23 protein-coding genes are annotated in these 21,813 nt (G+C 71.1%); 3 read left to right on the top strand and 20 right to left on the bottom strand.

Translation table 11 applies throughout. The features are described from left to right. Both AC0IW9_RS04265 and AC0IW9_RS04260 read left to right on the top strand, forming a co-directional pair. Window positions 1–833: serine hydrolase domain-containing protein (locus AC0IW9_RS04265; protein WP_471646964.1), on the top strand; the 833-nt coding region annotated here is incomplete at its 5' end. 64 nt (window positions 834–897) lie between these two features. Continuing rightward, window positions 898–1,296 carry a host attachment protein gene (locus AC0IW9_RS04260; protein ID WP_471646963.1) on the top strand — a complete coding sequence of 133 codons (399 nt, stop codon included), beginning with the start codon at window positions 898–900 and terminating at the stop codon, window positions 1,294–1,296. Window positions 1,297–1,501: 205 nt separating this feature from the next. Here the strand turns inward: AC0IW9_RS04260 and AC0IW9_RS04255 are convergent, their stop codons facing one another. From AC0IW9_RS04255 to AC0IW9_RS04190, 14 genes are all read right to left on the bottom strand, one after another. Continuing rightward, window positions 1,502–2,356: an ABC transporter permease gene (locus AC0IW9_RS04255; protein WP_471646962.1), complete on the bottom strand. Its 855-nt coding sequence runs from the start codon at window positions 2,354–2,356 to the stop codon at window positions 1,502–1,504. Further along, entirely contained in the window at window positions 2,353–3,300 is a 948-nt protein-coding gene (locus tag AC0IW9_RS04250) for an ABC transporter permease (RefSeq protein ID WP_471646961.1), read from the bottom strand. Before AC0IW9_RS04250 ends, AC0IW9_RS04255 begins: the two co-directional genes overlap by 4 nt. A gap of 1 nt (window position 3,301) precedes the next feature. Then, entirely contained in the window at window positions 3,302–4,819 is a 1,518-nt protein-coding gene (locus AC0IW9_RS04245) for an ABC transporter substrate-binding protein (protein WP_471646960.1), read from the bottom strand. Beyond that, window positions 4,816–5,859 carry an ABC transporter ATP-binding protein gene (locus AC0IW9_RS04240; RefSeq protein ID WP_471646959.1) on the bottom strand — a complete coding sequence of 348 codons (1,044 nt, stop codon included), beginning with the start codon at window positions 5,857–5,859 and terminating at the stop codon, window positions 4,816–4,818. Before AC0IW9_RS04240 ends, AC0IW9_RS04245 begins: the two co-directional genes overlap by 4 nt. Then, on the bottom strand, window positions 5,856–6,827 hold the full coding sequence (locus AC0IW9_RS04235) for an ABC transporter ATP-binding protein (protein WP_471646958.1): 972 nt from the start codon (window positions 6,825–6,827) through the stop codon (window positions 5,856–5,858). The genes AC0IW9_RS04240 and AC0IW9_RS04235 overlap by 4 nt, the downstream gene beginning before the upstream one ends. Then, a complete protein-coding gene (locus AC0IW9_RS04230) occupies window positions 6,827–7,525 on the bottom strand; it encodes a DUF1028 domain-containing protein (protein ID WP_471646957.1) in 699 nt (232 codons plus the stop codon). Before AC0IW9_RS04230 ends, AC0IW9_RS04235 begins: the two co-directional genes overlap by 1 nt. Window positions 7,526–7,573: 48 nt before the next feature. Then, window positions 7,574–8,374, bottom strand: a complete 801-nt coding sequence (locus AC0IW9_RS04225; protein WP_471646956.1) for a CHAP domain-containing protein — start codon at window positions 8,372–8,374, stop codon at window positions 7,574–7,576. Between the two features lie 370 nt (window positions 8,375–8,744). Beyond that, window positions 8,745–9,095 (bottom strand): RidA family protein, encoded by a 351-nt coding sequence (locus AC0IW9_RS04220; RefSeq protein WP_290315533.1) that lies wholly within the window; start codon window positions 9,093–9,095, stop codon window positions 8,745–8,747. 75 nt (window positions 9,096–9,170) lie between these two features. After that, window positions 9,171–10,145: a Gfo/Idh/MocA family protein gene (locus AC0IW9_RS04215; protein ID WP_471646955.1), complete on the bottom strand. Its 975-nt coding sequence runs from the start codon at window positions 10,143–10,145 to the stop codon at window positions 9,171–9,173. Window positions 10,146–10,221: 76 nt separating this feature from the next. Then, entirely contained in the window at window positions 10,222–11,115 is an 894-nt protein-coding gene (locus AC0IW9_RS04210; protein WP_471646954.1) for a calcium-binding protein, read from the bottom strand. A 138-nt stretch (window positions 11,116–11,253) separates the two neighbouring features. Then, the gene (locus AC0IW9_RS04205; RefSeq protein WP_471646953.1) at window positions 11,254–12,384 is read right to left on the bottom strand and encodes an alpha/beta hydrolase; all 1,131 of its coding nucleotides are present in this window, start codon (window positions 12,382–12,384) and stop codon (window positions 11,254–11,256) included. Window positions 12,385–12,442: 58 nt separating this feature from the next. Further along, window positions 12,443–13,693 carry an MFS transporter gene (locus AC0IW9_RS04200; protein ID WP_471646952.1) on the bottom strand — a complete coding sequence of 417 codons (1,251 nt, stop codon included), beginning with the start codon at window positions 13,691–13,693 and terminating at the stop codon, window positions 12,443–12,445. Window positions 13,694–13,708: 15 nt separating this feature from the next. Then, window positions 13,709–14,089, bottom strand: coding sequence for a hypothetical protein (locus tag AC0IW9_RS04195; protein WP_471646951.1), 381 nt, complete (start codon window positions 14,087–14,089; stop codon window positions 13,709–13,711). A gap of 11 nt (window positions 14,090–14,100) precedes the next feature. Then, window positions 14,101–14,634: a hypothetical protein gene (locus tag AC0IW9_RS04190; RefSeq protein WP_471646950.1), complete on the bottom strand. Its 534-nt coding sequence runs from the start codon at window positions 14,632–14,634 to the stop codon at window positions 14,101–14,103. A 62-nt stretch (window positions 14,635–14,696) separates the two neighbouring features. Here AC0IW9_RS04190 and AC0IW9_RS04185 point away from each other — a divergent pair, with 62 nt between their 5' ends. After that, window positions 14,697–15,983, top strand: coding sequence for an amidase (locus AC0IW9_RS04185; RefSeq protein ID WP_471646949.1), 1,287 nt, complete (start codon window positions 14,697–14,699; stop codon window positions 15,981–15,983). A 75-nt stretch (window positions 15,984–16,058) separates the two neighbouring features. On the opposite strand, the gene AC0IW9_RS04180 is transcribed toward AC0IW9_RS04185, so the two are convergent. From AC0IW9_RS04180 to AC0IW9_RS04155, 6 genes are read right to left on the bottom strand one after another with little or no spacing between them, the layout of a single operon-like run. Further along, on the bottom strand, window positions 16,059–17,717 hold the full coding sequence (locus tag AC0IW9_RS04180; protein ID WP_471646948.1) for an NTP transferase domain-containing protein: 1,659 nt from the start codon (window positions 17,715–17,717) through the stop codon (window positions 16,059–16,061). Further along, a complete protein-coding gene (locus AC0IW9_RS04175) occupies window positions 17,714–18,439 on the bottom strand; it encodes an XdhC family protein (protein WP_471646947.1) in 726 nt (241 codons plus the stop codon). The genes AC0IW9_RS04180 and AC0IW9_RS04175 overlap by 4 nt, the downstream gene beginning before the upstream one ends. Next, window positions 18,436–18,756 (bottom strand): XdhC family protein, encoded by a 321-nt coding sequence (locus tag AC0IW9_RS04170; RefSeq protein WP_471646946.1) that lies wholly within the window; start codon window positions 18,754–18,756, stop codon window positions 18,436–18,438. Before AC0IW9_RS04170 ends, AC0IW9_RS04175 begins: the two co-directional genes overlap by 4 nt. Continuing rightward, window positions 18,753–19,985 carry a vWA domain-containing protein gene (locus AC0IW9_RS04165; RefSeq protein WP_471646966.1) on the bottom strand — a complete coding sequence of 411 codons (1,233 nt, stop codon included), beginning with the start codon at window positions 19,983–19,985 and terminating at the stop codon, window positions 18,753–18,755. Before AC0IW9_RS04165 ends, AC0IW9_RS04170 begins: the two co-directional genes overlap by 4 nt. A gap of 5 nt (window positions 19,986–19,990) precedes the next feature. Further along, window positions 19,991–20,911 (bottom strand): AAA family ATPase, encoded by a 921-nt coding sequence (locus tag AC0IW9_RS04160; RefSeq protein ID WP_471646945.1) that lies wholly within the window; start codon window positions 20,909–20,911, stop codon window positions 19,991–19,993. Beyond that, window positions 20,908–21,735: an SRPBCC family protein gene (locus tag AC0IW9_RS04155; RefSeq protein WP_471646944.1), complete on the bottom strand. Its 828-nt coding sequence runs from the start codon at window positions 21,733–21,735 to the stop codon at window positions 20,908–20,910. Before AC0IW9_RS04155 ends, AC0IW9_RS04160 begins: the two co-directional genes overlap by 4 nt. Window positions 21,736–21,813: the final 78 nt, after the last annotated feature.

Raw genomic sequence — 21,813 nt, 5'->3', positions numbered from 1 at the left:
CCCGCACCCCCATCACCCTGCGCCACCTGCTCACCCACACCTCCGGCTCCAGCTACAACACCTGGAACGCCGATATCCTCCGCTACATGCAGCAGGCCGGCACCCCCGCCATCGCCACCTGCCGCCGCGCCGCCCTCGCCACACCCCTCATCGCCGAGCCCGGCACCGCCTGGAACTACGGCATCGGCATCGACTGGGCTGGCCTGGCGGTGGAGGCCGTGACCGGCCAGACCCTCGCCCAGGTGATCGAGCAGAACATCACCGCCCCCCTCGGCATGGCCGATACCGGCTTCCGCCTCACGCCCGGCCAGCGCAGCCGCCTCGCCGCCATGCATGTCCGCACCGCGGAGGGCGGCCTGAAGCCCATCCCCTTCGAGATCCCCCAGGACCCCGAATTCCACATGGGCGGCGGCGGGTTGTACTCCACCGCGCCGGACTACCTCCGCTTCTGCCGGATGATTCTGGCCGGCGGCACCCTGGACGGCGCCCGCATCCTCTCGCCCGAAACCACCGCCGCCCTGGCCCGCCCCCAGATGGGCGCCCTCAAGGTCAAGCCGCTCCGCACCGTCCTCCCCAACGCCTCGCACGACGCCGAATTCTTCCCCGGCCAGCCCAAATCCTGGTCCTGCGCCTTCATGCTGAACCAGGAAGCCCATCCGGGGGGAGGCCGCAGCCCCGGCAGCATGGCCTGGGCCGGCCTCGGCAATACCTATTTCTGGATCGACCCGGTGCGGGACCTCGCCGGCGTGCTGGTGACGCAGAACCTGCCCTTTGCCGACCCGCGGATCCTCGAGGTCTTCGCCGCCTTCGAACGTGCCGCCTACGCGACTTAACCAGCCCCGCAGCGTTGTCGCCCCGAAGCCGGCCCGCCCCGGGCCGCCGGGAGACGCAAGTCACATGAGCAAGCCCACCAATACCTGGTATGTTGTCGCCGATGGCCGCCAGGCCCGCATCCTGACCAAGACCGACGACGGCATGCGGACGCTGCGCAGCTTCGACGCCTCCGGCAAGGGCAACGACGTCGAGAATGCCGATAGCGGCACCAGCCAGCTCAAGGCCCCCAAGGCCGATCCCAAGGACCAGGCCGAGGCCCATTTCGCCAAGGCCATCGCCGAGCACCTGAACGAGGCCATCCGCCGCCACCAGACCGACAGCCTGGTGGTCGCCGCCTCGCCCCAGGTCCTGCACGGCATCCGCGAGGGCCTGAGCAAGGAAGCCACCGCCAAGCTCGAGACGACGATGAGCAAGGACTACACCAACCTGCCCGACGCCGAGCTCGCCGCCCACTTCGCCTGAGCCTTGCGGTGACGGGCTGAAAGGACTATAAACCTACCGCCGGCCGGCGCGATTCGCCCGGCTGGCGGTACGGCCCGAAACCCCCGTGGCTACCGACCAGAATGCAGCAAAATCAATGCTTTGACCGACAAAATTTTTACCAGTTTGAGCCGAATTTCACGGAATTGAGCCGAATTGAGCCAATTTTAGCAGGATTGAGCAGGCTTTATTTCCGCTCGCTCCGCGGGTCCAGCGCATCCCGCAGCCCATCCCCCATCAGGTTGAAGGCCAGCACCACCAGGAAGATCGCCAGCCCCGGAAACACCGCCAGCCACGGCGCCTGGGTCAGGAAGCGCTGCGCCGAGTTCAGCATGGACCCCCAGCTCGGCGCCGGCGGCTGCTGCCCGAGACCGAGGAAGCTCAGCGACGCCTCCGCGATGATCGCCTCCGCGATGCTCAAGGTCGCCTGCACCAGCAACGGCGGGACGATGTTCGGCAGCACATGCAGCAGCCCCAGCCGCCAGGGCGGATTGCCGAGCGCCCGCGCCGCCTCCACCCAATCCGTCGCCTTGACCTCCAGCGTCATCCCCCGCGCCAGCCTGACGAACACCGGCGACGCGGTGATGGCGATCGCCAGCATCGCATTCTCCAGCGCCGGCCCGAGGAAGGCCGCCAAGGCAATGGCCAGAATCAGGAAGGGCACCGACAGCATCGCATCCGCAATGCGCGAAATGAGCGTATCGACCCATCCCCCCGCCAGCCCTGCCAGCAGCCCGATCGGCACTCCGATCAGCAGCGCCACGGTGACCGAGATCACCCCCGCCGCCATCGAGGCCCGCGCCCCCCACAGCACACGGGAGAGCACGTCCCGCCCGTTCTCATCCGTCCCGAACCAATGCGCTGCGGAGGGCGCCTTGCGGATGGCCGACCACGATGTCTGCAACGGATCCGCCGGTGCGATCCAGGGCGCCAGCAGCGCGGCCAGGATGAACGCCACCACCACCACCAGCCCAAACACCGCCAGCCGATGCCGCAGGAAGCGCCGCAGCGCCCGCCGCGCCGGGCTCTCCGCGTCCCTCATGCCGTCCGCAGCCGCGGATTGACCGCCATGTAGAGCACGTCCGCGACGAGGGAGAGCGTCACGAAGATCAGCGCCGTCGCCATCACCACGCCCTGCACCACCGGATAGTCCCGGTTGAATACCGCATCCACGATCAGCTTGCCGAAGCCCGGGATGGTGAAGATCTGCTCCGTCAGCACCGCCCCCGCCAGCAACCGCCCGAACTCGATGGTCCCGAGCGTCACCACCGGGATCAGCGCATTGCGCAGCGCATGCTTCACCACCACCGCCCGCTCGCCCAACCCCTTGGCCCGCGCCGTCCGCACGTAATCCTGCCCCAGCGCGCCGAGCATCGCCGCCCGCGTATGCCGCATCAGCACCCCCGCGATGCCGGATCCCAGCACGAAGGCCGGCATGATCGTCGTCGCCAGGGACTGCCACGGATCCTCGCTCAACGGCACATAGCCCGAGGGCGGCAGCCAGCCGAGCTCCACGCTGAACAGCAGGATCATCATGATCCCCAGCCAGAAATTCGGCGTGGAGATGCCGAACAGCGCCACGCCATTGGTCGCCCAATCCACCGGCGTGTCCCGCTTCACCGCGGAGAGGATGCCCGCCGGCACGCCGATGACGACCGCAATGAGGAAGGCCATCACCGCGAGCTGGAAGGTCACCGGCAGCTTGGTCAGGATCAGCGATGCCACCGGCTCCCGGATGCGCCAGGAGAAGCCGAAGTCGCCCTGCACGACGCGGCTGATCCAGCGGAGATACTGTTCCGGCAGCGGCCGGTCGAGGAACAGCTCGGCCCGGATCTGCGCCAGCACCACCGGGTCGCCGCGCTCCTCCCCGGCCAGGATCAGCGCCGGGTCGCCCGGCATCAGCTGCTGCAGCCCGAAGATCAGCACCGAAAGGATGAGCAGGGTCGGGATGATCTGCCCGAGCCGCCGCAGGAACCAGAGTGCCATGCTAGTTGAGCCTGAGGTCCTGCGGCCGGATCAGCCCATCGGCCACCGGGACGAAGCCGCTCAGCCGCGCGCTATGCGCCACGATGTTCTTGCGGTGCCACAGGTACATGCGGTGCCGGTCCTGCCGCAGCGCGATCTCCCAGACCTTGGCATAGATCTCCCGCCGCGCCGCGACATCGGTCACCGCCCGCGCCTCGTCCAGCAGCCGGTCCACCTCGGGGTTGCTGTACTTGCCGTCGTTCTGCCCGCCGCCGCTATGGCTGAAGGTCCAGATGTTGCCATCGGGGTCCACCCGCCCCGACCAAGCCACCAGATAGGTCTCGAAATCCCCGCGGTTCGCCGCCTGCAGGCTGCTGGCGAATTCCATCGCGTTCAGCCGCAGGTCGAAGCCGGCCTCCTTCACCATGGCCTGGATCACCTCGCCGACCTGGCGCAGGTCCGGGTTGTTCGGGATGGTCATCTCGACCTGCACCGGCCCGGTCACCCCCGCCTCCCGCAGCAGCGCGCGGGCGCGCGCCACGTCGCGCCCCTCCGGCCGGAAGCCGGGAACATGGAAGGGATTGCCCGGCGGCACCGGCTGCGCCGTCGGCACGTAGAAGCCCTCGTAGACCACCTGGTTCACCGCCTGGCGGTCGATCGCCAGCTCGAAGGCGGCGCGGATGCGCGGGTCCCGCCCGAAGGGCGTGTTCGCGCGGGGACCGTTGCCGAGGTTGTAGCTGATGCTCTGGTAGCCGAGCTCGTCGTAGCTGACGACCTTCAGGCGGCGGTTGCGCTCCACCGTCTTGACGTCGTCCGGCTCGATGGTCTGCACCATCTCCAGCGCGCCGGACTGCAGGTTGGCGAGCCGCACCGTGTTGTCCGGGATCGGCTGGAAGACGATGCGCGGGATATGGATGCGCGCCGCATCCCAGTAGCCGGCGAAGCGCTCGACCACGATGCGGTCCTGCGCCACCCGCTCGACGAAGCGATAGGGCCCGGCGCAGACTGGCGCATTGCCGAAGTTGCGCCCCGCCGCCTCGGCCGCCTTGGGGCTGACGATCATGCCCGCACGGTCGGTGAGTTGCGACAGGAAGGGGGAGGAGGCCGACTTCAGCCGGATGCGGATGGTCCGGGGATCGACCACCTCCACCGCTTCGGCGATGCCGATCTCGCCGCGGCGGAAGCTGCCGGACAGCGTCAGGTGGCGGTTCAGCGAATAGCGCACGGCTTCCGCATCCATCGGCTCCCCGTCATGGAAGCGTACGCCCTCCCGCAGGGTGATCCGCAAGGTCTTCGGATCCTCCCAGGCATAGCCGGTGGCGAGCTGCGGGACGATCTCCAGCTTGTCGTTGATGTCGAAAAGCTTGTCGCAGAGCGAGGCGAAGACGATCCGCCCGACGAAGGTCCGCGCCAGGGTCGGGTCGAGGATGTCGGGATCCTCGCGCAGGCCGATGCGAAGCGTCTGGTTCGGCGCCTGGGCTTGTGCCGCCGCCGTCAGCGAAAGCGCGGCGAGCGCGGCGAAGACTGTCCTGCGGATCATGCGGGGGCCCCGGTCGGTGTGAAGAAGGCTTGCAGCCGTCGCAGCCGCTCGCCGCCCGCATCGGTCTCGTGCAGGGCAGGGGCGGGGGGCAGGCGGTCCTGCAGGTGGCAGGCGGCGCGATGCGCGAAGCCCGCCAGCAGCGGCACCTGCTCCCGGCAGATCGCCTCGGCATGCGGGCAGCGGGTATGGAAGCGGCAGCCCGGCGGCGGGGCGATCGGGCTCGGCACGTCGCCCTCGATCGGCGGCGTCTTGGACCCGGTGCCAGGCACCGCGGCGAGCAGGGCGCGGGTATAGAGATGCCGCGGCGTGGCGAAGACCCGCTCCGCCGGCCCTTCCTCGACGATCTGCCCGAGGTACATCACCGCCACCCGGTCGGCGATGTGCCGCACCACGCCGAGGTCGTGGCTGATCAGCACGAAGGTCAGGCCGAGGTCGCGGATCAGGTCGCCCAGCAGGTTCACCACCTGCGCCTGCACCGAGACGTCGAGGGCGCTCACCGGCTCGTCGCCGATGATCAGCTTCGGCCCGCTGGCCAGCGCCCGGGCGATGGCGATGCGCTGCCGCTGCCCGCCGGAGAATTCATGCGGCCAGCGCCGCGCGCTCTCGGGCCGCAGCCCGACGCGCTCCAGCAGTTCGGCGACCCGCGCCCGTTCCCCGGCGCGCGGCACGATGCGATGCAGCCGCAGCGGCTCGGCGATCGCCGCCTCCACCGTCATGCGCGGATCGAGGCTGGCGAAGGGGTCCTGGAAGATGAGTTGCATCTCCCGCCGCCGTGCCCGCAGCGCGGCAGCCGACAGCGCCCGCAGGTCCTCGCCCTCGAAGCGGATGCTGCCCGCATCCGGCTCGATCAGCCGCAGCGCCAGCCGGCCGAGCGTCGACTTGCCGCAGCCGCTCTCGCCGACGATGGCGAGCACGCTGCCGCGCGCCACGCTGAGCGAGACGCCATCCACCGCCCGCACCGCACCGCGCGCGCGCCCCAGCATGTCCCGCACCGGGAAGTGCTTGCGCAGCCCTTCCAGCTCCAGCAGCGCCTCGCTCACGCCGCCAGCACCTGGTCGAGCGGCGCGCGCCAGCAGGCGCTGGCATGGCCCGGCGCCACCGTCGCCAGCGGCGGCTGCCGGGCGCAGTCGGCGGCGCGGAAGGGGCAGCGCGGGGCGAAGCGGCAGCCCTCGGGCGGATGCAGCAGGTCGGGCACCGTGCCTTCGATGCTCGCCAGCCGTCCGGCGCCACCCTCGATCCGCGGCGCCGCGCCGAGCAGGCCGACGGTATAGGGATGCTCCGGCCGGGCAAACAGGGTCGCCGCCTTCGCGCTTTCGGCGACCCGCCCGGCATACATCACCACCACGTCGTCGGCATGGTCGGCGACCACGCCGAGGTCGTGGGTGATCAGCACGATCGCCGTCCCGGTCTCCCGCTTCAGCTCATCGAGCAGGGCCAGGATCTGGGCCTGCACCGTCACGTCGAGCGCCGTCGTCGGCTCGTCGGCGATCAGCAGCTTCGGCTTGCAGGCCAGCGCCATGGCGATCATCACCCGTTGCCGCATGCCGCCCGAGAGCTGGTGCGGATACTGCCGGGCGCGCCGTGCCGCCTCCGGGATGCGGACGCGGTCGAGCAGGGCGACGGCGGCATCGAAGGCGGCGCGCTCGCCCATCCCCTCGTGCAGCCGCAGCACCTCGGCCACCTGCTCGCCGGCGGTGAAGGCGGGGTTGAGGCTGGTCATCGGTTCCTGGAAGACCATCGCCAGCTCGCGCCCGCGGCGGCCGCGCCATTCCTCCGGCGCCAGGGTCGACATCTCCCGCCCGCGCAGGCGGATGGAGCCGGAGAGCCGCGCCGCGGTGGGCAGCAGCCCCATGATGGCCAGCGCCGTCACCGACTTGCCGCAGCCGCTCTCGCCCACCACCGCGAGGGTCTTGCCCGCCTCGACCGAGAAGGAGATGCCATCCACCGCGCGCAGCGGCCCGCGGTCCGTGGCGAAGGTCACCGCGAGGTCGCGGACATCGAGCACCATCAGGAGGTCGGTCCCGCCAATGCCGTCTCGATCACCACCCGGTCGAAGACGCCGGGATGGTCGCGCCCGGCAAGGAAGCGGCGGAAGCCGGCATAGCGCTGGCGGGAGACCGCGTGCAGCCGGCGCAGCTCGGCCAAGGGGTCCGGGTGGTCGTCGACGCGGATGTCGAGGTCGGGGTAGGGGTCCCGGCTGGCGACCTGCAGCGCCGCCGATTGCTTGCCGCGCTTGTCGCCGCCGGCGGCCTCGCCGGCCTCGAGCGCGGTCAGCAGGCGCTCGGCCATGGGCTGTCCCGCCGCGGCCAGCCAGGCATCCCGCGTCGCCTCCACCACCTGCGGCCCGGCCAGCATGTTGCCGGCGACCGAGACATCCGGCCCGGCCACATGGCCGCACCAGTCGACGCAGGCGGTGCCGGTGTGCTGGACGATGGTGCCGTCGGCGGCGAGGAGATGGAACTGGCGTTGGTCCCGCCCGGCATCGGCGGCGAGCAGCGCCTCCAGCAGCGCGGCCGGGGCCTCGCCGGCGCGCAGCCGGTCCATGCCGAGGATGCCGAGCATCGGATTGACCAGGGCCTGGGTGGCCAGGGCGCCGAGCCCGCCCTCGATACGGGGGCAGACGGCGCCGACGGCGAAGAACCGCGTGGCGACCGCCACGCCCAACTCACCGGTCTCGGGATCTCGCGCCAGGATCGACCATGTCATCCCGCAGTACTGCCATGCCGGCAGCGCGGCGCAAATCCCCTTGGCGGGTCAGCGTTGGCGGGGCTGGTAGCTCACTGCCCGCGCCGTGGTCATCGGCGACACGCCCTGCAGCGAATAGCCGCGCGGGGAGGCAGCCTCCGGCGCATCGGCCACCTGCTCGTAGCGGGCGCTGCGGCGCAGCGGCAGGCCGGCGAAGGCGGTGCCGCTGGTCGCGGCGTCATCCGGGCGGTTGTAGATGAAGCCATAGGTCGGATAGGTGCGGCCGAAGGCCTCCGCATTGTAGCCCGACTGGACCTTCACCGCGGACCAGTCGTTGCGGTCGGAAACATCGACCACGCTGATATTCTGCATGACGCTGCCGCGGCGGATGCCGGGGCCGCCCCAATTGGCATGGTCGATCCGCACTTCGCGGGAATTCAGCACCTGCCGCACCACGGCGACATGGCCGCGGGACATGCCGGGATTGGCGCGGAAGGCCATGACCGCGCCGGGCTCCGGCCGCTGGCCACGGTCATAGAGGCCGGCGGCATTGCCCCACCAGTCGCCGCCATTGCCGGTGACCTGCATGCCGGTGACGGCACGGGCATAGGGAACGCAGGAGATGCCGCCCTCGCCGCCGGTGCTGGCATAGGGTCGGCTGCGGCGATGGCTGCCGCCGATGCGGCCACGGCCGGTCGCGGCGACTTGGCGGATGCCGTGGTTGCGGGCCTGAAGACGCCCCGAGGCCTGGGCCGTTGCGCCCGGCAGGCGGACCGCATTCTGACCGGGCCGGGCGGCATTCGACTGATCCCGCTGCGCCGCCTCTGCGTCACCAGACGCCGCGAAAGCACCGAGCAGTGCAGCCACCATCCAACCCGTCCGATGCATCCGCATACCAATCCCCCTGTACGCGCCGACCGCATGTTCGCGAGGCCGTGTAACCCAACGACACGGTTTGGTTATCCGGGGGATGCCGGCGGGGGCAACCGCTGGCGGTGTAACACGCCGAAATCTGCGGTGATTCGTTTGTTGACGGAGGTGTTACCCGTCTCTGAACGGAGAATTGTCCTAAGGTTTGTCGAAAAAATGATCCGTGCCACAGTGTGGTGGCAAGATTGCAACAGATACGGAAAAGGCGGCGCCCGGAAGCGCCGCCTTCAGAATCGATTCACTTTCGCCTAAATTCAGGGCAAAGCGCTGCCGTCTAGGGCGATTCCGTCAACTGAATCGCCGATCTGCCTCAACGGCAGGCGTTGACCATGATTTCGACGAGGTGGCGCGGGTCGGCCATGTTGGCCTCGACGCAGGCGCGGGCCGGGCGGCCGGCATCGCCGAGCCATTCCACCCAGACCTTGTTCATGGCGTCGCGGTCGCGGATGTCCTTCAGCCAGATCTGGGCATTCAGCAGCCGGGTATTGTCGGTGCCATTGGCCTCGAGCGCGGCGGTGATCTTGGCCACGACCTGCTTGGTCTGCCCGGTGATGTCGAGCGAAAGGTCGTCGGCGGTCATGCCGGCGAGGAAGACGAAGTTGTGGTACTCGACGGCGGACGACAGGATGGCATTGCTGCCCTGGCGGGTGATCTTGGACATGGGCGGGACCCCTCCGTTGCGGATGAGGGGTTCTAGCCCGCCGGCACCCCGGGTGGAAACCCGGGGCTTCGTTCGTCAGGGCACCGAATAGGTGCTGCCGGAGGCCGCGGCGCCGATCATCGTCTCGAAGACCGAAACGCCATGGATGGCCTGGTCCAGCGGCAGCGGATAGGCCGGACCGCCGGCGACCGCCGCGGCGAAGGCTTCCAGCTCCGCCGCCTCGATATCGAATTTCGGGAAATCGCGGGTCCAGCCCTCGCCCTGGACCGGGGTATAGACGAGTTGCTGCTGCCCGCGCATCTCGAGCGAAGCCTTGGTGCCGAACAGCGCCACCCGCCAGGCCTGCGGCGCCAGGGACAGGGTGGCGAAGGTGCAGGTGGCGCCCGAGGCGAAGCGGGCCAGCATCGCCGTGGTGTCGTCCACATGCGGCGAGACGCGGGGGAAGGACTGCACCGTCACGGAGGCGAAGGGCCCCATCAGGTTCACCAGCATGTCGACCATGTGGATGCCCATGCCGCCCATGCCGCCGAGCGGGCTCTCCTCCCGGTCGGCCCGCCACATGCCATCCTTCCAGTTGGCCGCGGCGGGGCCGCTGATATGGCCCTCGGCGTGGAGGATTGTGCCGAGCGCACCCTCGGCCAGCATCTGCTTCATGACAGCCGTCGCCGGCAGGAAGCGGCGGTTGTGGCCGAGGGCGAGCACCACCCCGGCCTTGGCGCAGGCGGCGACCGCGGCCTCGGCGCTGGCCTTCGACAGGGTGAAGGGCTTCTCGCAGAAGACATGCTTGCCGACCGCGGCGGCGGCGATGACCTGCGCGGCATGCTGCTTGTGCGGGGTGGCCAGCGCCACCGCCTGCACCTCGGGGTCGGCCAGCACCGCCTCGTAGCTCGGGTGCAGGCGGATGCCCTGCTCGGCGGCCCAGTCGGCGGCCTTGGCCGGGGTGCCGGTGCTGCCGGCGACGAAGCGGAGGCCCGCATCGTTCTTCCGCTGCACGCTCTCGACCAGCACGCGGCCCCAGCGGCCCATGCCCACGACGGCTGTCTTCAACATGTCTCGGAGTCCTGAAGGGGATCGGCGGGCAGCCTATCCGCCGCTCCGTCCTTCAGGAAGCCCAGGGCCAAAGGCCTCAGAGGATGAAGTCGCTCGCCACCAGCGCCTCGACGTTCTTCACGGTGATCATCAGGTCGGCCCGGCCATCGCCATCCACGTCGCCATGCACCCGGATGTCGCCATCGACCTGCAGCAGCAGCAATTCGCCGGCCTTGCCGCTGAAGGCCTCGACGATCCGGAAGGCCTGGTTGCCGGTCGCCGGGCCGGCGTCGATCTGGCTGAGGTCGATCAGGTCGCCCTCGGCATGGCTGAAGTCGAGGATGCGATCGATCCCGCCGGCCCGCGACGACTCCGCGACGCTGTTGTAGATGAAGCGATCCGCGCCGGCGCCGCCGAGCAGGGCATCCGCCCCGAGGCCGCCGACCAGGTCGTCATTGCCGGCATCGCCGTAGAGCCGGTCGTTGCCCAGGCCGCCGCTGACGTAGTCGTCGTCGCCGCGGCCATGCAGCGTATCGGCCTCCGCCCCGCCGCGCAGCGCATCGCGGTAGTCGCCGCCTTCCAGCCTATCTGCCGCATCGGTGCCGACGACGACATCCTGCTCGACGGTCGAGGTGCGGGAATAGGGGATGGCGGTATAGGGATGCACCGTCAGGCTGATGGAAAGATCATCGACCATCTCGCCCAGCCGGTAGTCGCTGCCATAGGGCGTCGGGATCGCCTCGGCCAGCAGGGCGCCGACCAGCTTGCGGTTCAGGATTTCCCAGAAATCGGTCTCGTTGGGATAGGAGACAATGAAATCATTGATGAAATTCGCGATGGGAACGAAATTCGGATACTCGAAGGGATTGGTCAGGCCGAGGCCGGGCCGGTAGTCGTAGGAAATATCCAGGTCGATGACATGGATGCCCTGGTGTTGGACCGCGTAGTCATCCAGCGAAAAATTCCAGCTTTCCCTCGGAACCGTCGACATCCCGCTCTCCCGCGCCATCGGCATTAGTCCAGGCGCGGCCCCCGGAGGGGAGGCCGAAACCTGCGCGGGATTATCCTCTCGCATACTTCGTAATTTTGTATACGAGATTCTGAAGACGTTGCCGATCCGGTGTATTCTTCAGGCGGATAGGAATTCCAGCAGCAGCCGGCTGACCTCGGCCGGCTGTTCCTGCTGCACCCAGTGCCCGGCGCCGGGGATCAGGTGGCAGGCGGTCATCCGCGTGCAGGTCTCCTCCCGCATCCGCTCCAGCGCGCCCGGGGTCTGGTAGACGCCCCAGTCGCTGGCGCCCGAGATGAAGGCGGCGGGGACACCGATGCTGCGGCCGGCGAAGACCTGCTGCTCGGCCTCGAACCGCCCGGAGGTGCGGCAGCGGTACCATTGCAGCCCGCCCTGGAAGCCGGTGCGGGCATATTCGCCGGCATAGACCGCCATCTCGGCCTCCGGCAGCCAGGCATTGGCGGCGATCTCGGCCGGGGACGGCATGTCGGGCGCGACCTGCTCGCCCATGCCCTTCGCCAGGTCCATGATGTAGTAGCCCGGCAGCTCGGCGAGCGATTCCGCGTCCCAGCCCGGCAGGCGGTGCGGCCGGTTCACCGCCCAGTCGGCGCTCTTCACGTGGTAGTAGGCGCGGAGGAAGGCATGCAGCCCCTGCGGCGCATGCTGCATCTCCGCATTGGCCGGGCGGGTGCTGTAGTACCACTGGTAGTGCTTGCGCGGCCGCGGCAGCGCCGCCAGCGCGGCATGGATATCGGGGCGCGGCGCCGGCCTTGCCTCGCCGAGCGGCAGGGCGGGGACGCCGGTGAAGGGCGCGCTCATCAGCGCCAGCCGAGGGAAGATGTCGGGCCGCAGCAGCGCCGCCCAGCCGGCGACCGAGGCGCCGAAATCATGCCCGACCACCGCATGCACCCGGCGCAGCCCGAGCGCCGCCAGCAGCCCCATCGCGTCCCGCACCAGGTTCTGCATGCGGAAGGGGGCGAGGTCGCCGTCGTAGTCGTCGCTCCAGCCGGTGGTGCGGCCATAGCCGCGCTGGTCGGGGGCGATGACATGGTAGCCGGCGGCGGCCAGCACCGGCATCACCTTGCGCCAGGAATAGGCCAGCTCCGGGAAGCCGTGCAGCAGCAGCAGGCAGGGCCGGCCCGGGGTGCCGGCTTCCAGCAGATGCATCCGCAAGCCGTTGATGCCTTCGACATGGCGGGCACGGATGCCGGGCGGCAGCAGGGCCTGATCGATTGGGGCCAATTCGGCCATGGGGTTTCCTCCTTGGATGGTCAGCAGGGCCGCGGATGGCGGCCGGCAGGCGTCGCCATCAGCGGCGTTCCTCCAGCACCGCGACCATGACCGGCAGCTTCTTCAGCCCCCAGGCCACGACCAGCAGCGACAGCAGCATGGCGAGGATGGTCGGCAGCCTGAGGCCGAAGAATTCGCCGGCGGTGCCGAGCGCCAGCGCGCCGCTGGCCGGGCAGGCGCGGGTGATCATGCCCCAGAGGCTCAGCACCCGGCCGCGCATCGCCGGGTCGGCGGCATTCTGCACCAGGGTCTGGGTCGAGATGCCATGCACCGAGCCGGCGGCGCCCATCAGCATGGCGCAGGCCAGCGCCAGCGGGAAATACGGCGTGGCGACGAAGCCGATGGTGAAGAGCGCCTGCGCCCCCACCGCGCCGACCGCCAGCGCCACCGCCCCGGTCAGCCGGCCGCGGCTGGCGACCCAGAGCCCGGAAAACAGCGCGCCGATGCCGATGCTGGCGGTCAGCAGCGCCAGCCCATCGGGGCCGCGCAGGAACAGCCGCTCGACGAAAGGCGGCAGGATCTCCTGCACCCCGCGCATGAGGATGGAGGCGACGGCGGCGAAGCCGAGCAGCGGCCCGATCCCCGGATGGGTGCCGGCATAGCGGAAGCCTGCCGCGGCATCGGCCCAGAGGCTGCGGTCCGGCGCATGGCCGCGCCGCGCCTCGGCCGCCACCCGCAGCATGGGCATGGTGAAGGTGGCGATGAGGTAGGCGGCGCTGTTGAGGAAGACCGCCGGCGCCACCCCGGCGAAGGCGATCAGCGGGCCGGCGATGGCCGGGCCGATGAAGCGGGCGACGTTGAAGCAGAGCGAATTGGCAGCGACCGCCGCCGGCAGGTCGGTGCGCGGCACCAGCCCCGGCATCAGCGACTGCCGCGCCGGCTGGGCGAAGGAGGAGGCGATGCCGCTGCACATCTCGAGCGTCAGCAGCAGGCCGATGGTGAGGTGGCCGGTGGCGATCAGCAGCCCGACCGTCGCCGCCTCCGTGGCGATCACCGCCTGGGAAGCCATGGTGAGCTTCACCCGGTCCATCCGGTCCGCGACGGCGCCGGCGATGGGGCTGAAGATGACCGCGGGGGCGAGGTCGCAGAAGGCGACCATGCCGACCCAGAAGGCGCTTTTCGTCATCTCCCAGGCCAGCCAGGTCACCGCGATGCGGTGGACCCAGAGCCCGGTCCAGGAGGTGAGGGAGGCGGTGAAGAAGAGCCGCGCATCCCGGTGCGACAGCGCCCGCCCCAGCGCGCCGAAGGCGGCCGGGCCGCGAAACGCCATCGCCGGGCAGCCCGCTCAGCGCTGGCGCGGCGGCAGCTGGGTATTCTGCTGGACGCAGTCGGCGGCGATCCGGTCGCGCTCGAAGATCCGGCCGAGCCGGTCGGTCTCGCTGCGCTGGGCATAGATGCTGGCCTCGGTGCCGACCCGGGCGTCGCGCTCGTCCTCCCGCATCAGCTGGCCGCGGTCGCGCATGGTGACGATGCGGTCGGCGTCGCTGCGGCAGCCGGCGGCGATGGCGGCCTGCTCGCGCACCACCGGGCTCGGCGGCGGCGCGGTGATGACCTGGCCGGGGGCGGGGCCACGATAGGGGGTGGAGGCCACGGGCAGCGGCTCCGGCCGCGTGGTGCAGCCGACGAGGCCGGTGGCCAGCAGACCGAGCAGGATCAGGCGGTTCATGGGGGGTCTCGTCATGCGGTGCGGCCCAAACTGGCGCGGTGGGGAAGGCCACCCGAGGGCAGCGGACGGGACAATAGCCTGTGCAGCCCGGATTCGTCGAACCGCGCCGCGCCATCGAGCGGCATGGCCGCCGCAGCCTGCAGCAGGCTGGGATGCAGCTCGATCCCCATGGGCGTCACGCTGAACAATTCGGCCAGCCAGCGGGCCCGGCCCAGCACCTCGACCAGGGCCAGCAGGCGGAGGCAGAGGCTGAGGCCGCCGAGGGTATCGAGGCCGACCGCTTCGTCGATCGCCTCGGCCCAGGCGCCGGCATCGCGGTCGGCGATGGCGAGCTGGGTGGGCGCGGAGTCCGGGCCCCCATTCGGCCGGGGAAACAGCAGGACCCGCGGCGGGCCCCAGGCGCGCCGGTCGGCGGCGGCACGGGCCAGGTCCCAGGCGGCCAGCAATTGCCGCGGCAGGACCGCGGGCAGATCTTCGGGGGGGAGGGGGACGGCGTAGGTCAGGGCGCCATCGGGCGCCCGGGCCACGCGGATGGGTTCAGGCATCGGGACAATGTGGGGCCGGCGGAGGGCTGGCGCCAGCGCCGCGCGCGGGTAAGCTTCGGTGGATGACCGATCCCAGCAGCATGACCGCCACCGAGGCCGCCCGCCGCATCCGTGCCGGCAGCCTTTCCGCCGCCTCCCTGTGCGAGGCGATGCTCTCCCGCATCGCCGCGCGGGAGGGGGTGGTGCGCGCCTTCGTCCACCTCGACCCCGCGCTGGCGATGCGGGCGGCCGAGGCGGCGGATGCCGCGGCCAAGGCCGGCCGGGCCGGGCCGCTGCAGGGGCTGACCTTCGGGGTGAAGGACGTGCTGGATACCGCCGACCAGCCCTCCCAATACGGCTCGCCGATCTGGGCGGGGCACCGGCCGCGGTCGGACGCCGCCTGCGTCGCCCTGGCGCGGCGGGCGGGGGCCGTCATCCTCGGCAAGACCGTCACGACGGAATTCGCCACGCGCCACCCGGGCGCCACCAGCAACCCGCACAACCCGCGCCATACGCCGGGCGGCTCCTCCTCCGGCTCGGCGGCCGGCGCCGGGGCCGGCTTCTTCCACGCCGGCTTCGGCACCCAGACCGCGGGCAGCGTCATCCGCCCCGCGGCCTATTGCGGGGCGGTCGGCTTCAAGCCGAGCTTCGGCACGCTGCACCGGGCGGGGATGAAGGTGATGTCGGAGTCGCTCGACACCATCGGCGTCATCACCCAAACCGTCGGCGATGCGGCGCTGGTCATGGCCGGGCTGACCGAGGGCGACTACGGCGACCCGGAGGCGAAGCCGGGCCGGGCACCGCGGCTAGGGCTGTGCTGGGGCCCGACCGCCGGGCAGGCGGCGCCGGAGACGCGGGCGGCGATCGAGCGCGTCGCCGCCGCCGCGGCGCGGGCCGGGGCGGAGGTGGTGCCGCTGGAGATGCCGGACGCCGTGGTCGCCGGGCTTACGGCGCATGCCGCGGTGATGAACGGCGAATCCGCGGAGGCGCTGGCCTGGGAGCTGGACCATGCGGCGGCGCAGCTCTCGGCCGGGCTGCGGGAGCGGATGGCATGGGGCCGCGACCTGCCGCGCGCGGAGAAGGAGGCCGGGCGCGCCGCCTTCGCCACGGCGCGGGCGGCCTTCGCCGATGTGGTGGCCGGGGTCGACGCCATCCTGACGCCGAGCGCGCCGGGCGAGGCGCCGGAAGGGCTGGGCGCGACCGGCGACCCGGCCTTCAACTCGCTCTGGACGCTGTTGCACGTGCCCTGCGTAACGGTGCCGGTCGGGATGGGGCCGCTCGGGCTGCCGCTGGGGGCGCAGATCGTGACGGGCTTCGGCCAGGACAGGGCGGCGCTGGCCTGGGCGGAGTGGGTGCGGCAGGCGCTTTAGAAAGGAAGATTGGGGAGAAGGTATTCTCCCCAGGCCCCTCATCTATTTTTCTGAGTCGGGTACGCGTCGCTTCGGCTACCTGACCCCGGCAAACCCCGGCGCCTTGCGCAGCGCATCCGTCGTGTCGAAGTCCCGCAGCACGGCGTCGTCGGCCATCTCGACCTCCGCCACCTTTTCCGCATGCTTGCCCGCCAGGTGCCGGGCGCCGACGTCGCCGCTGATGCTCATCATCTCCGGCAGATACTCCATCGCCCAGAGCATCGGGTTGCCCTGCTTGCCGCGGAAGGTCGGCATGACGATGCTGCGGCCCTCCTCCGGGTCGAAGGCGGCCATCAGCCGGTCGATCATCGGCCCGGCCACCAGCGGCATGTCGCCGAGGCAGATGACGACTGCGTCCAGGTCCTTCGGCAGCGCCGCCAGCCCGGCCTTCAGGCTGGCCGAGAGGCCTTCGGCGTAATCCTCCGCATGGGCGAAGATGACGGAGCGGCCGGAGAGCGCCTGCTCCACCCGCTCATGCTCGTAGCCGGTCACCACCACGACGGGCCGGGCGCGGGAGGCGAGGGCATTCTCCACCACGCGCGCCACCATCGGCACGCCCTGGTCGTCCTGCACCAGCAGCTTGTTCAGCGGCGCCATCCGCCGGCTGCGGCCGGCCGCCAGCACCAGGGCGGCGATCTTGCGGCCGCGCCGCGGCGCCTGGGCCGGGCCGCCGAGCGCCGCCTGGGCGCGCGGCAGCGGCCGCGCCTCGATCTCCTTCAGCAGCCCGCCGACACCCATGGCCATTACGTCGCGCGGCTTCACCGCGAGGCCGGCGAACAGCCGCTGCAGCACCCAGTCGATACCGTTCAGCTTGGGCGACTTGGCGCAGCCCGGCAGGACCAGCGCCGGGATGTCGTCGATATGGCCGAGGCAGATCAGGTTGCCGGGATCGACCGGCATGCCGAAATGGTCGATGGCACCGCCGGCCCGGACGATCGCCGCCGGTCCGACGTCGCGCCGGTCCACCACGGCGGAGGCGCCGGCGATCAGCAGCACCTGCGCCCCGGCCCGCTTCAGCCGGTTCAGCGCATCGGAGACGGCCGGGGTCTCGTGCCGCACCCGCTCATGCGGCAGCAGCGTGCCGCAGAGCGCCTCGACCCGGTCGCGCGTCACCTCGACGGCGCCCTCCATGACGCTTTCCTTCACCCCCGGCAGCTCGGTCAGCACGAGGCCGACCTTCAAGGGCCGGAAGGGGTGGAGCGACAGCGCCGGCACCCCGGCGATGGCGCCCTGCTTCGCCTGCAATTCCGCCACCTGCAGCACCGGGCCGGGGACCGAGAAGGGGATGACCTTGATGGTCGCCACCATCTCCTTGGCCGAGACCGGGACATAGGAGGCGAGGGTCGCGACCGTCAGCGATTCGTCCAGCGCATTCAGCCGGTTCACCGTGGTCGGGTTGACCACCAGCAGCCCCGCCGCATCGGCAAAGAGATTCACGCGCCCGGTGGAGGCGCGCGAGCGGGCCAGCAGCGGCCCCATCAGCGCATTGGCGAGGCGATCCGCCGCCTCGTCCTCCGGCACGTCGCCGGGTTCCAGCCGGGCGGCGATGACGCTGCCGACACCGCCGGCCTGCAGCGAGGCGACCGCCGCCTGGTCCAGCACCGTGCCCTTCTTCAGGACCTTTCCGGTGAGGCGGATGGTATGGGCGAGGATGGCGCCGCGGGCTTCCTCGAGCGGCGTGGGGCCGAAGATCATGCGGCGGCAGCGGCAGGGGCGGCAGCGGGCGCGGCGCGCTGCGCCAGGGCCGCGCCGCGACGGGCGGCGACGACCTCGGCCAGGATCGAGAGCGCGATCTCGGGCGCCGTCACCGCCTCGATGTTGAGGCCGACCGGGGCATGGATGCGGCCGATGGTCGCCTCGGCATGGCCCATGTCCACCAGCCGCGCCACCCGCTTGGCATGGGTGCGGCGGCTGCCCAGCGCGCCGATGTAGAAGCAGTCCGACTTCAGCGCGATGTCGAGGCCGGGATCGTCCAGCTTCGGGTCATGCGTGAGGGTCACGACGGCGGTGCGGCTGTCGGGCGCCAGCGCGGCGACGGCGTCGTCCGACCATTCATGGACCAGGGTGATGCCGGGGAAGCGCTCGGCCGTTGCCCAGGCGCGGCGGGGATCGACCACCGTCACCGCGAAGCCGACCTCCTGCGCCATCGGCACCAGCGCCTGGGCGATATGCACCGCGCCGACGACGATGAGCCGCAGCGGCGGGTTGTGCGGGTGGATGAACCAGGCGGCGCCATCGACGGTGAGATTGGCCGCTGCATCTTCCCGCAATGCCTTGGCCGCGGCCTCGGCCAGCGGCGCCGGCACAGCGGCGCCGGGAAAGAGGAACTGCGTGCCATCGGTCAGCCGCGTCAGCAGCGCGACCGGGCGCTTCGCGTCCTTGGCCGCGCCGAGCGCCGCCAGCACATCCGGCGTCATGCCAGCTTCTCCACGAAGACCTTCAGCTTGCCGCCGCAGGCCAGGCCGACTTCCCAGGCCCGCTCGTCGGAGATGCCGAAATCGAGCAGCTGCGGCGACCCGCTCGCCATGGTCTGCTTCGCCGCATCGGCGACGGCACCCTCGATGCAGCCGCCGGAGACGCTGCCGGCCAGCTTGCCGGAGAGGCTGACGGCCAGCCGCGAGCCGGCCGGGCGGGGCGAGCTGCCCCAGGTCTCGACCACGGTCGCCAGCGCCACGGTCTCACCGGCCGCGCGCCAATTCGCGGCGGTCGCCAGGATGTCTTCCGAATCGCTCATGCCACCAGTCTCCTTACGGGCTGCGGCCCGCTCAGCGTCGCCACCAGGGCGCGCAGGCTTTGCAGATTGTGCACCGGGCGGAACTCATCCACATGGGGCAGCATCGCCCGGATCCCCTGGGATCTGGGCTGGAACCCCTCCCAGCGCAACAGGGGGTTCAGCCAGATCAGGCGGCGGCAGGAGTGTCGCAGCCGTTCCGTCGCCTCCGCAAGGCCCTTGGCGCCCTCCCGGTCGAGCCCGTCGGTGATCAGCAGCACCACCGCGCCCTGGCCAAGCACGCGCCGCGCCCAGTCCCGGTTGAAGAGCTCCAGGCTCTCACCGATGCGGGTGCCGCCGGACCAGTCGGGCACGACGTGCGAGACCATCTCGAAGGCCACCTCGGCATCGCGGCTTTTGAGCTGGCGGGTGACGTTGGTCAGCCGGGTGCCGAACAGGAAGGAGCTGACCCGGTCGCGGTCGTTGGTGACGGCATGCAGGAAATGCAGCAGCACCTGGGCATAGCGGGACATGCTGCCGGAGATGTCGCACAGCGCCACCAGCGGCGGCGGCCGTTCCACCCGGCGGCGGCGCTCCAGGCTCAGCACCTCGCCCCCCGTGCGCAGGCTTTCCCGCAGGGTGGCACGCAGGTCGGTGGCGGGGCCGGAGGGATCGGGGCGGAAGCGCCGCGTCGGCTTCGCATCCAGCGGCAGCACCAGCTTGCGGATCTCCTGTTTCGCGGCGGCGATCTCGGCGGCCGACATGGCCTCGAAATCCATGGCCTGCAGGCGTTCGCGCTCGCTGACCGTCATCGCCACCTCCACGGGCGGCCTCTCCTCCGGCGGCTGCGGCGGGGTCGGCGATTGCTTGGGCTGGTTCAGCGCCTCGGCCAGGCGGCGGCTGGTGGGCGGGGCCTTCTCGCGTTCCTTGAAGCCGTCCAGCATGGCCATGGCGGCGGCATTGCGCCCGGCCTCCGGGTCGCGCCAGAACAGCAGGAAGGCCTGGTCGAAGATCTCGAATTGGTCGCGGCGATGGACCATCACCCCACGCAGCGCGGCATGGACCTGGCGGCGGTCGCCGATCTCGACGAAGCGCAGCGCTTCCATCGCCGCCATGGTCTCGCTCGGCCCGACCGGCACGCCGGTGCGGCGCAGCAGCCGGCCGAAGGCCAGGATGTTGCCGGCCAGCGCGCCGCCGCCGGCGCCTTCCCCGGCGGTGGCGAGGGCCATCGCCTCGCCGAGGTCGGCCGGCATGTCGCTCAAGCGGGCTTCGTCTCCGCCACCAGCCGGGCGGCCTCGGCGCCACGCAGCTTGGCGATGTCGTCCTGGTACTTCAGCAGCACGCCCAGCGTCTCGTCCACCGCGGCCGGCTCCAGCTCGCGCGCATCGAGCGCCGCCAGCGCCGCGGCCCAGTCGATGGTCTCGGCGACGCCGGGCAGCTTGAAGTAGTCGCCGGTGCGCAGCTTCTGCACGAAGGCGACGACCTGGGCCGAAAGCGCCTCCGGCACCTGCGGCGCGCGCAGGGTCAGGATGGCGCGTTCCCGCACCGCATCCGGGTAGTCCACCCAGTGGTACAGGCAGCGGCGGCGGATGGCGTCATGCACCTCCCGCGTGCGGTTGCTGGTGATGATCACCACCGGGGGCGTCGCCGCCTTGATGGTGCCGAGCTCCGGGATGGTGAGCTGGAAATCGGCCAGGATCTCCAACAGGAAGGCCTCGAAGGGCTCGTCTGCGCGATCGAGCTCGTCGATCAGCAGCACGGCCGGGCCGCCTTCTGGGGACAGCGCCCGCAGCAGCGGGCGTTCCTGCAGGAAGCGGCGGTCGTAGATGCCGCGCTCTAGGCTTTCCCGGTCGGCGCCGCCTTCGGAAACCTCGGCCAGGCGGATCGCCATGAGCTGCTTGGCGTGGTTCCACTCATAGGCCGCGGCCGAGAGGTCCATCCCGTCGTAGCACTGCAGCCGCACCAGCCGGCGCGGCAGGCCGGCGGCGAGCACCTTGGCGATCTCGGTCTTGCCGGTGCCCGGCTCGCCCTCGAGAAACAGCGGCCGGCCCATCTTGAGCGCGAGATGGACCGTGGTCGCCAGCGCCCGGTCGGCGACGTAGCCGCCGGCCGCCAGCAGGCGCTGCGTCGCCTCGACCGTCCCGGGCAGGTCGGTCGCGCCGTGGTCGGTCCCGCTCACAGGAACAACAGCACCAGGATCACCAGCATGATGGCGGCGCCGCCCCAGAATTGCAGCGGCAGGCCGAAGGGCTCGAAGGCGGTCAGCAGCCGCAGCGGCTGCACCGCCACCGGGTCCACCGCACGCGGGTTCGGCCGGGAGACCGGCTTGCCGGAAGCGCTGGGGCCATCCGCGCCATGCATGGTCAGCGGCCCGGGGCCGCCGGCATCGGCGAGGTATTCGGTATCGGTGCCGGGCACGGCATCAGCGGTCGGCTGCCCGGACCCGGCCATGGCGGGCGCGGGGGTGGCGATCACCCGGCGGGGCGCGCCCTCGGTCATGCCGGTGGCGACCGGCACCTCATCCGTCACGGGCGCTTCCGCCACCGCTTCCTCCGCCGGCGCCGGCGTCAGCCCGGCGGCGAAGCGGTTGAAGAACTGGTCGGCCATCTGCTTCGCGGTGCTGTCGATCAGCCGGCCGCCGAGCTGGGCCATCTTGCCGCCGACCTGCGCCTTGACGCTGTAGGTCAGCAGGGTCTCGGACGGACCGATCTCCTCCAGCGCGACATCGGCGCCGCCCTTGGCGAAGCCCATGGCGCCGCCGTTGCCCTCACCGGTGATGGTGTAGCTGGCGGGCGGGTTGAGGTTCTCGAGCTTCACCTTGCCGCCGAATTTCGCCGACATCGGCCCGAGCTTCAGCGCGACCTTGGCCTGGAACTGGTCGTCGCCGATACGCTCGACCGATTCGCAGCCAGGAATCGCGGCCTGCAACGACTGCGGGTCGTTCAGGGCTTCCCAGACTTGCTGGCGCGGCGCGGGGATGCGCCGCTCGCCGGTCATTTCCATGCTTGGCTCCTGAGTTTGGGGGGGACCTTAGAGCAGATCGCCGAAGGCTCAAATCGGCCCGCGGCGGGTTTCTGCCCC

The organism is Belnapia sp. AC561 (assembly GCF_979252845.1).
This window is presented reverse-complemented; position numbering and strand designations above follow the sequence as displayed.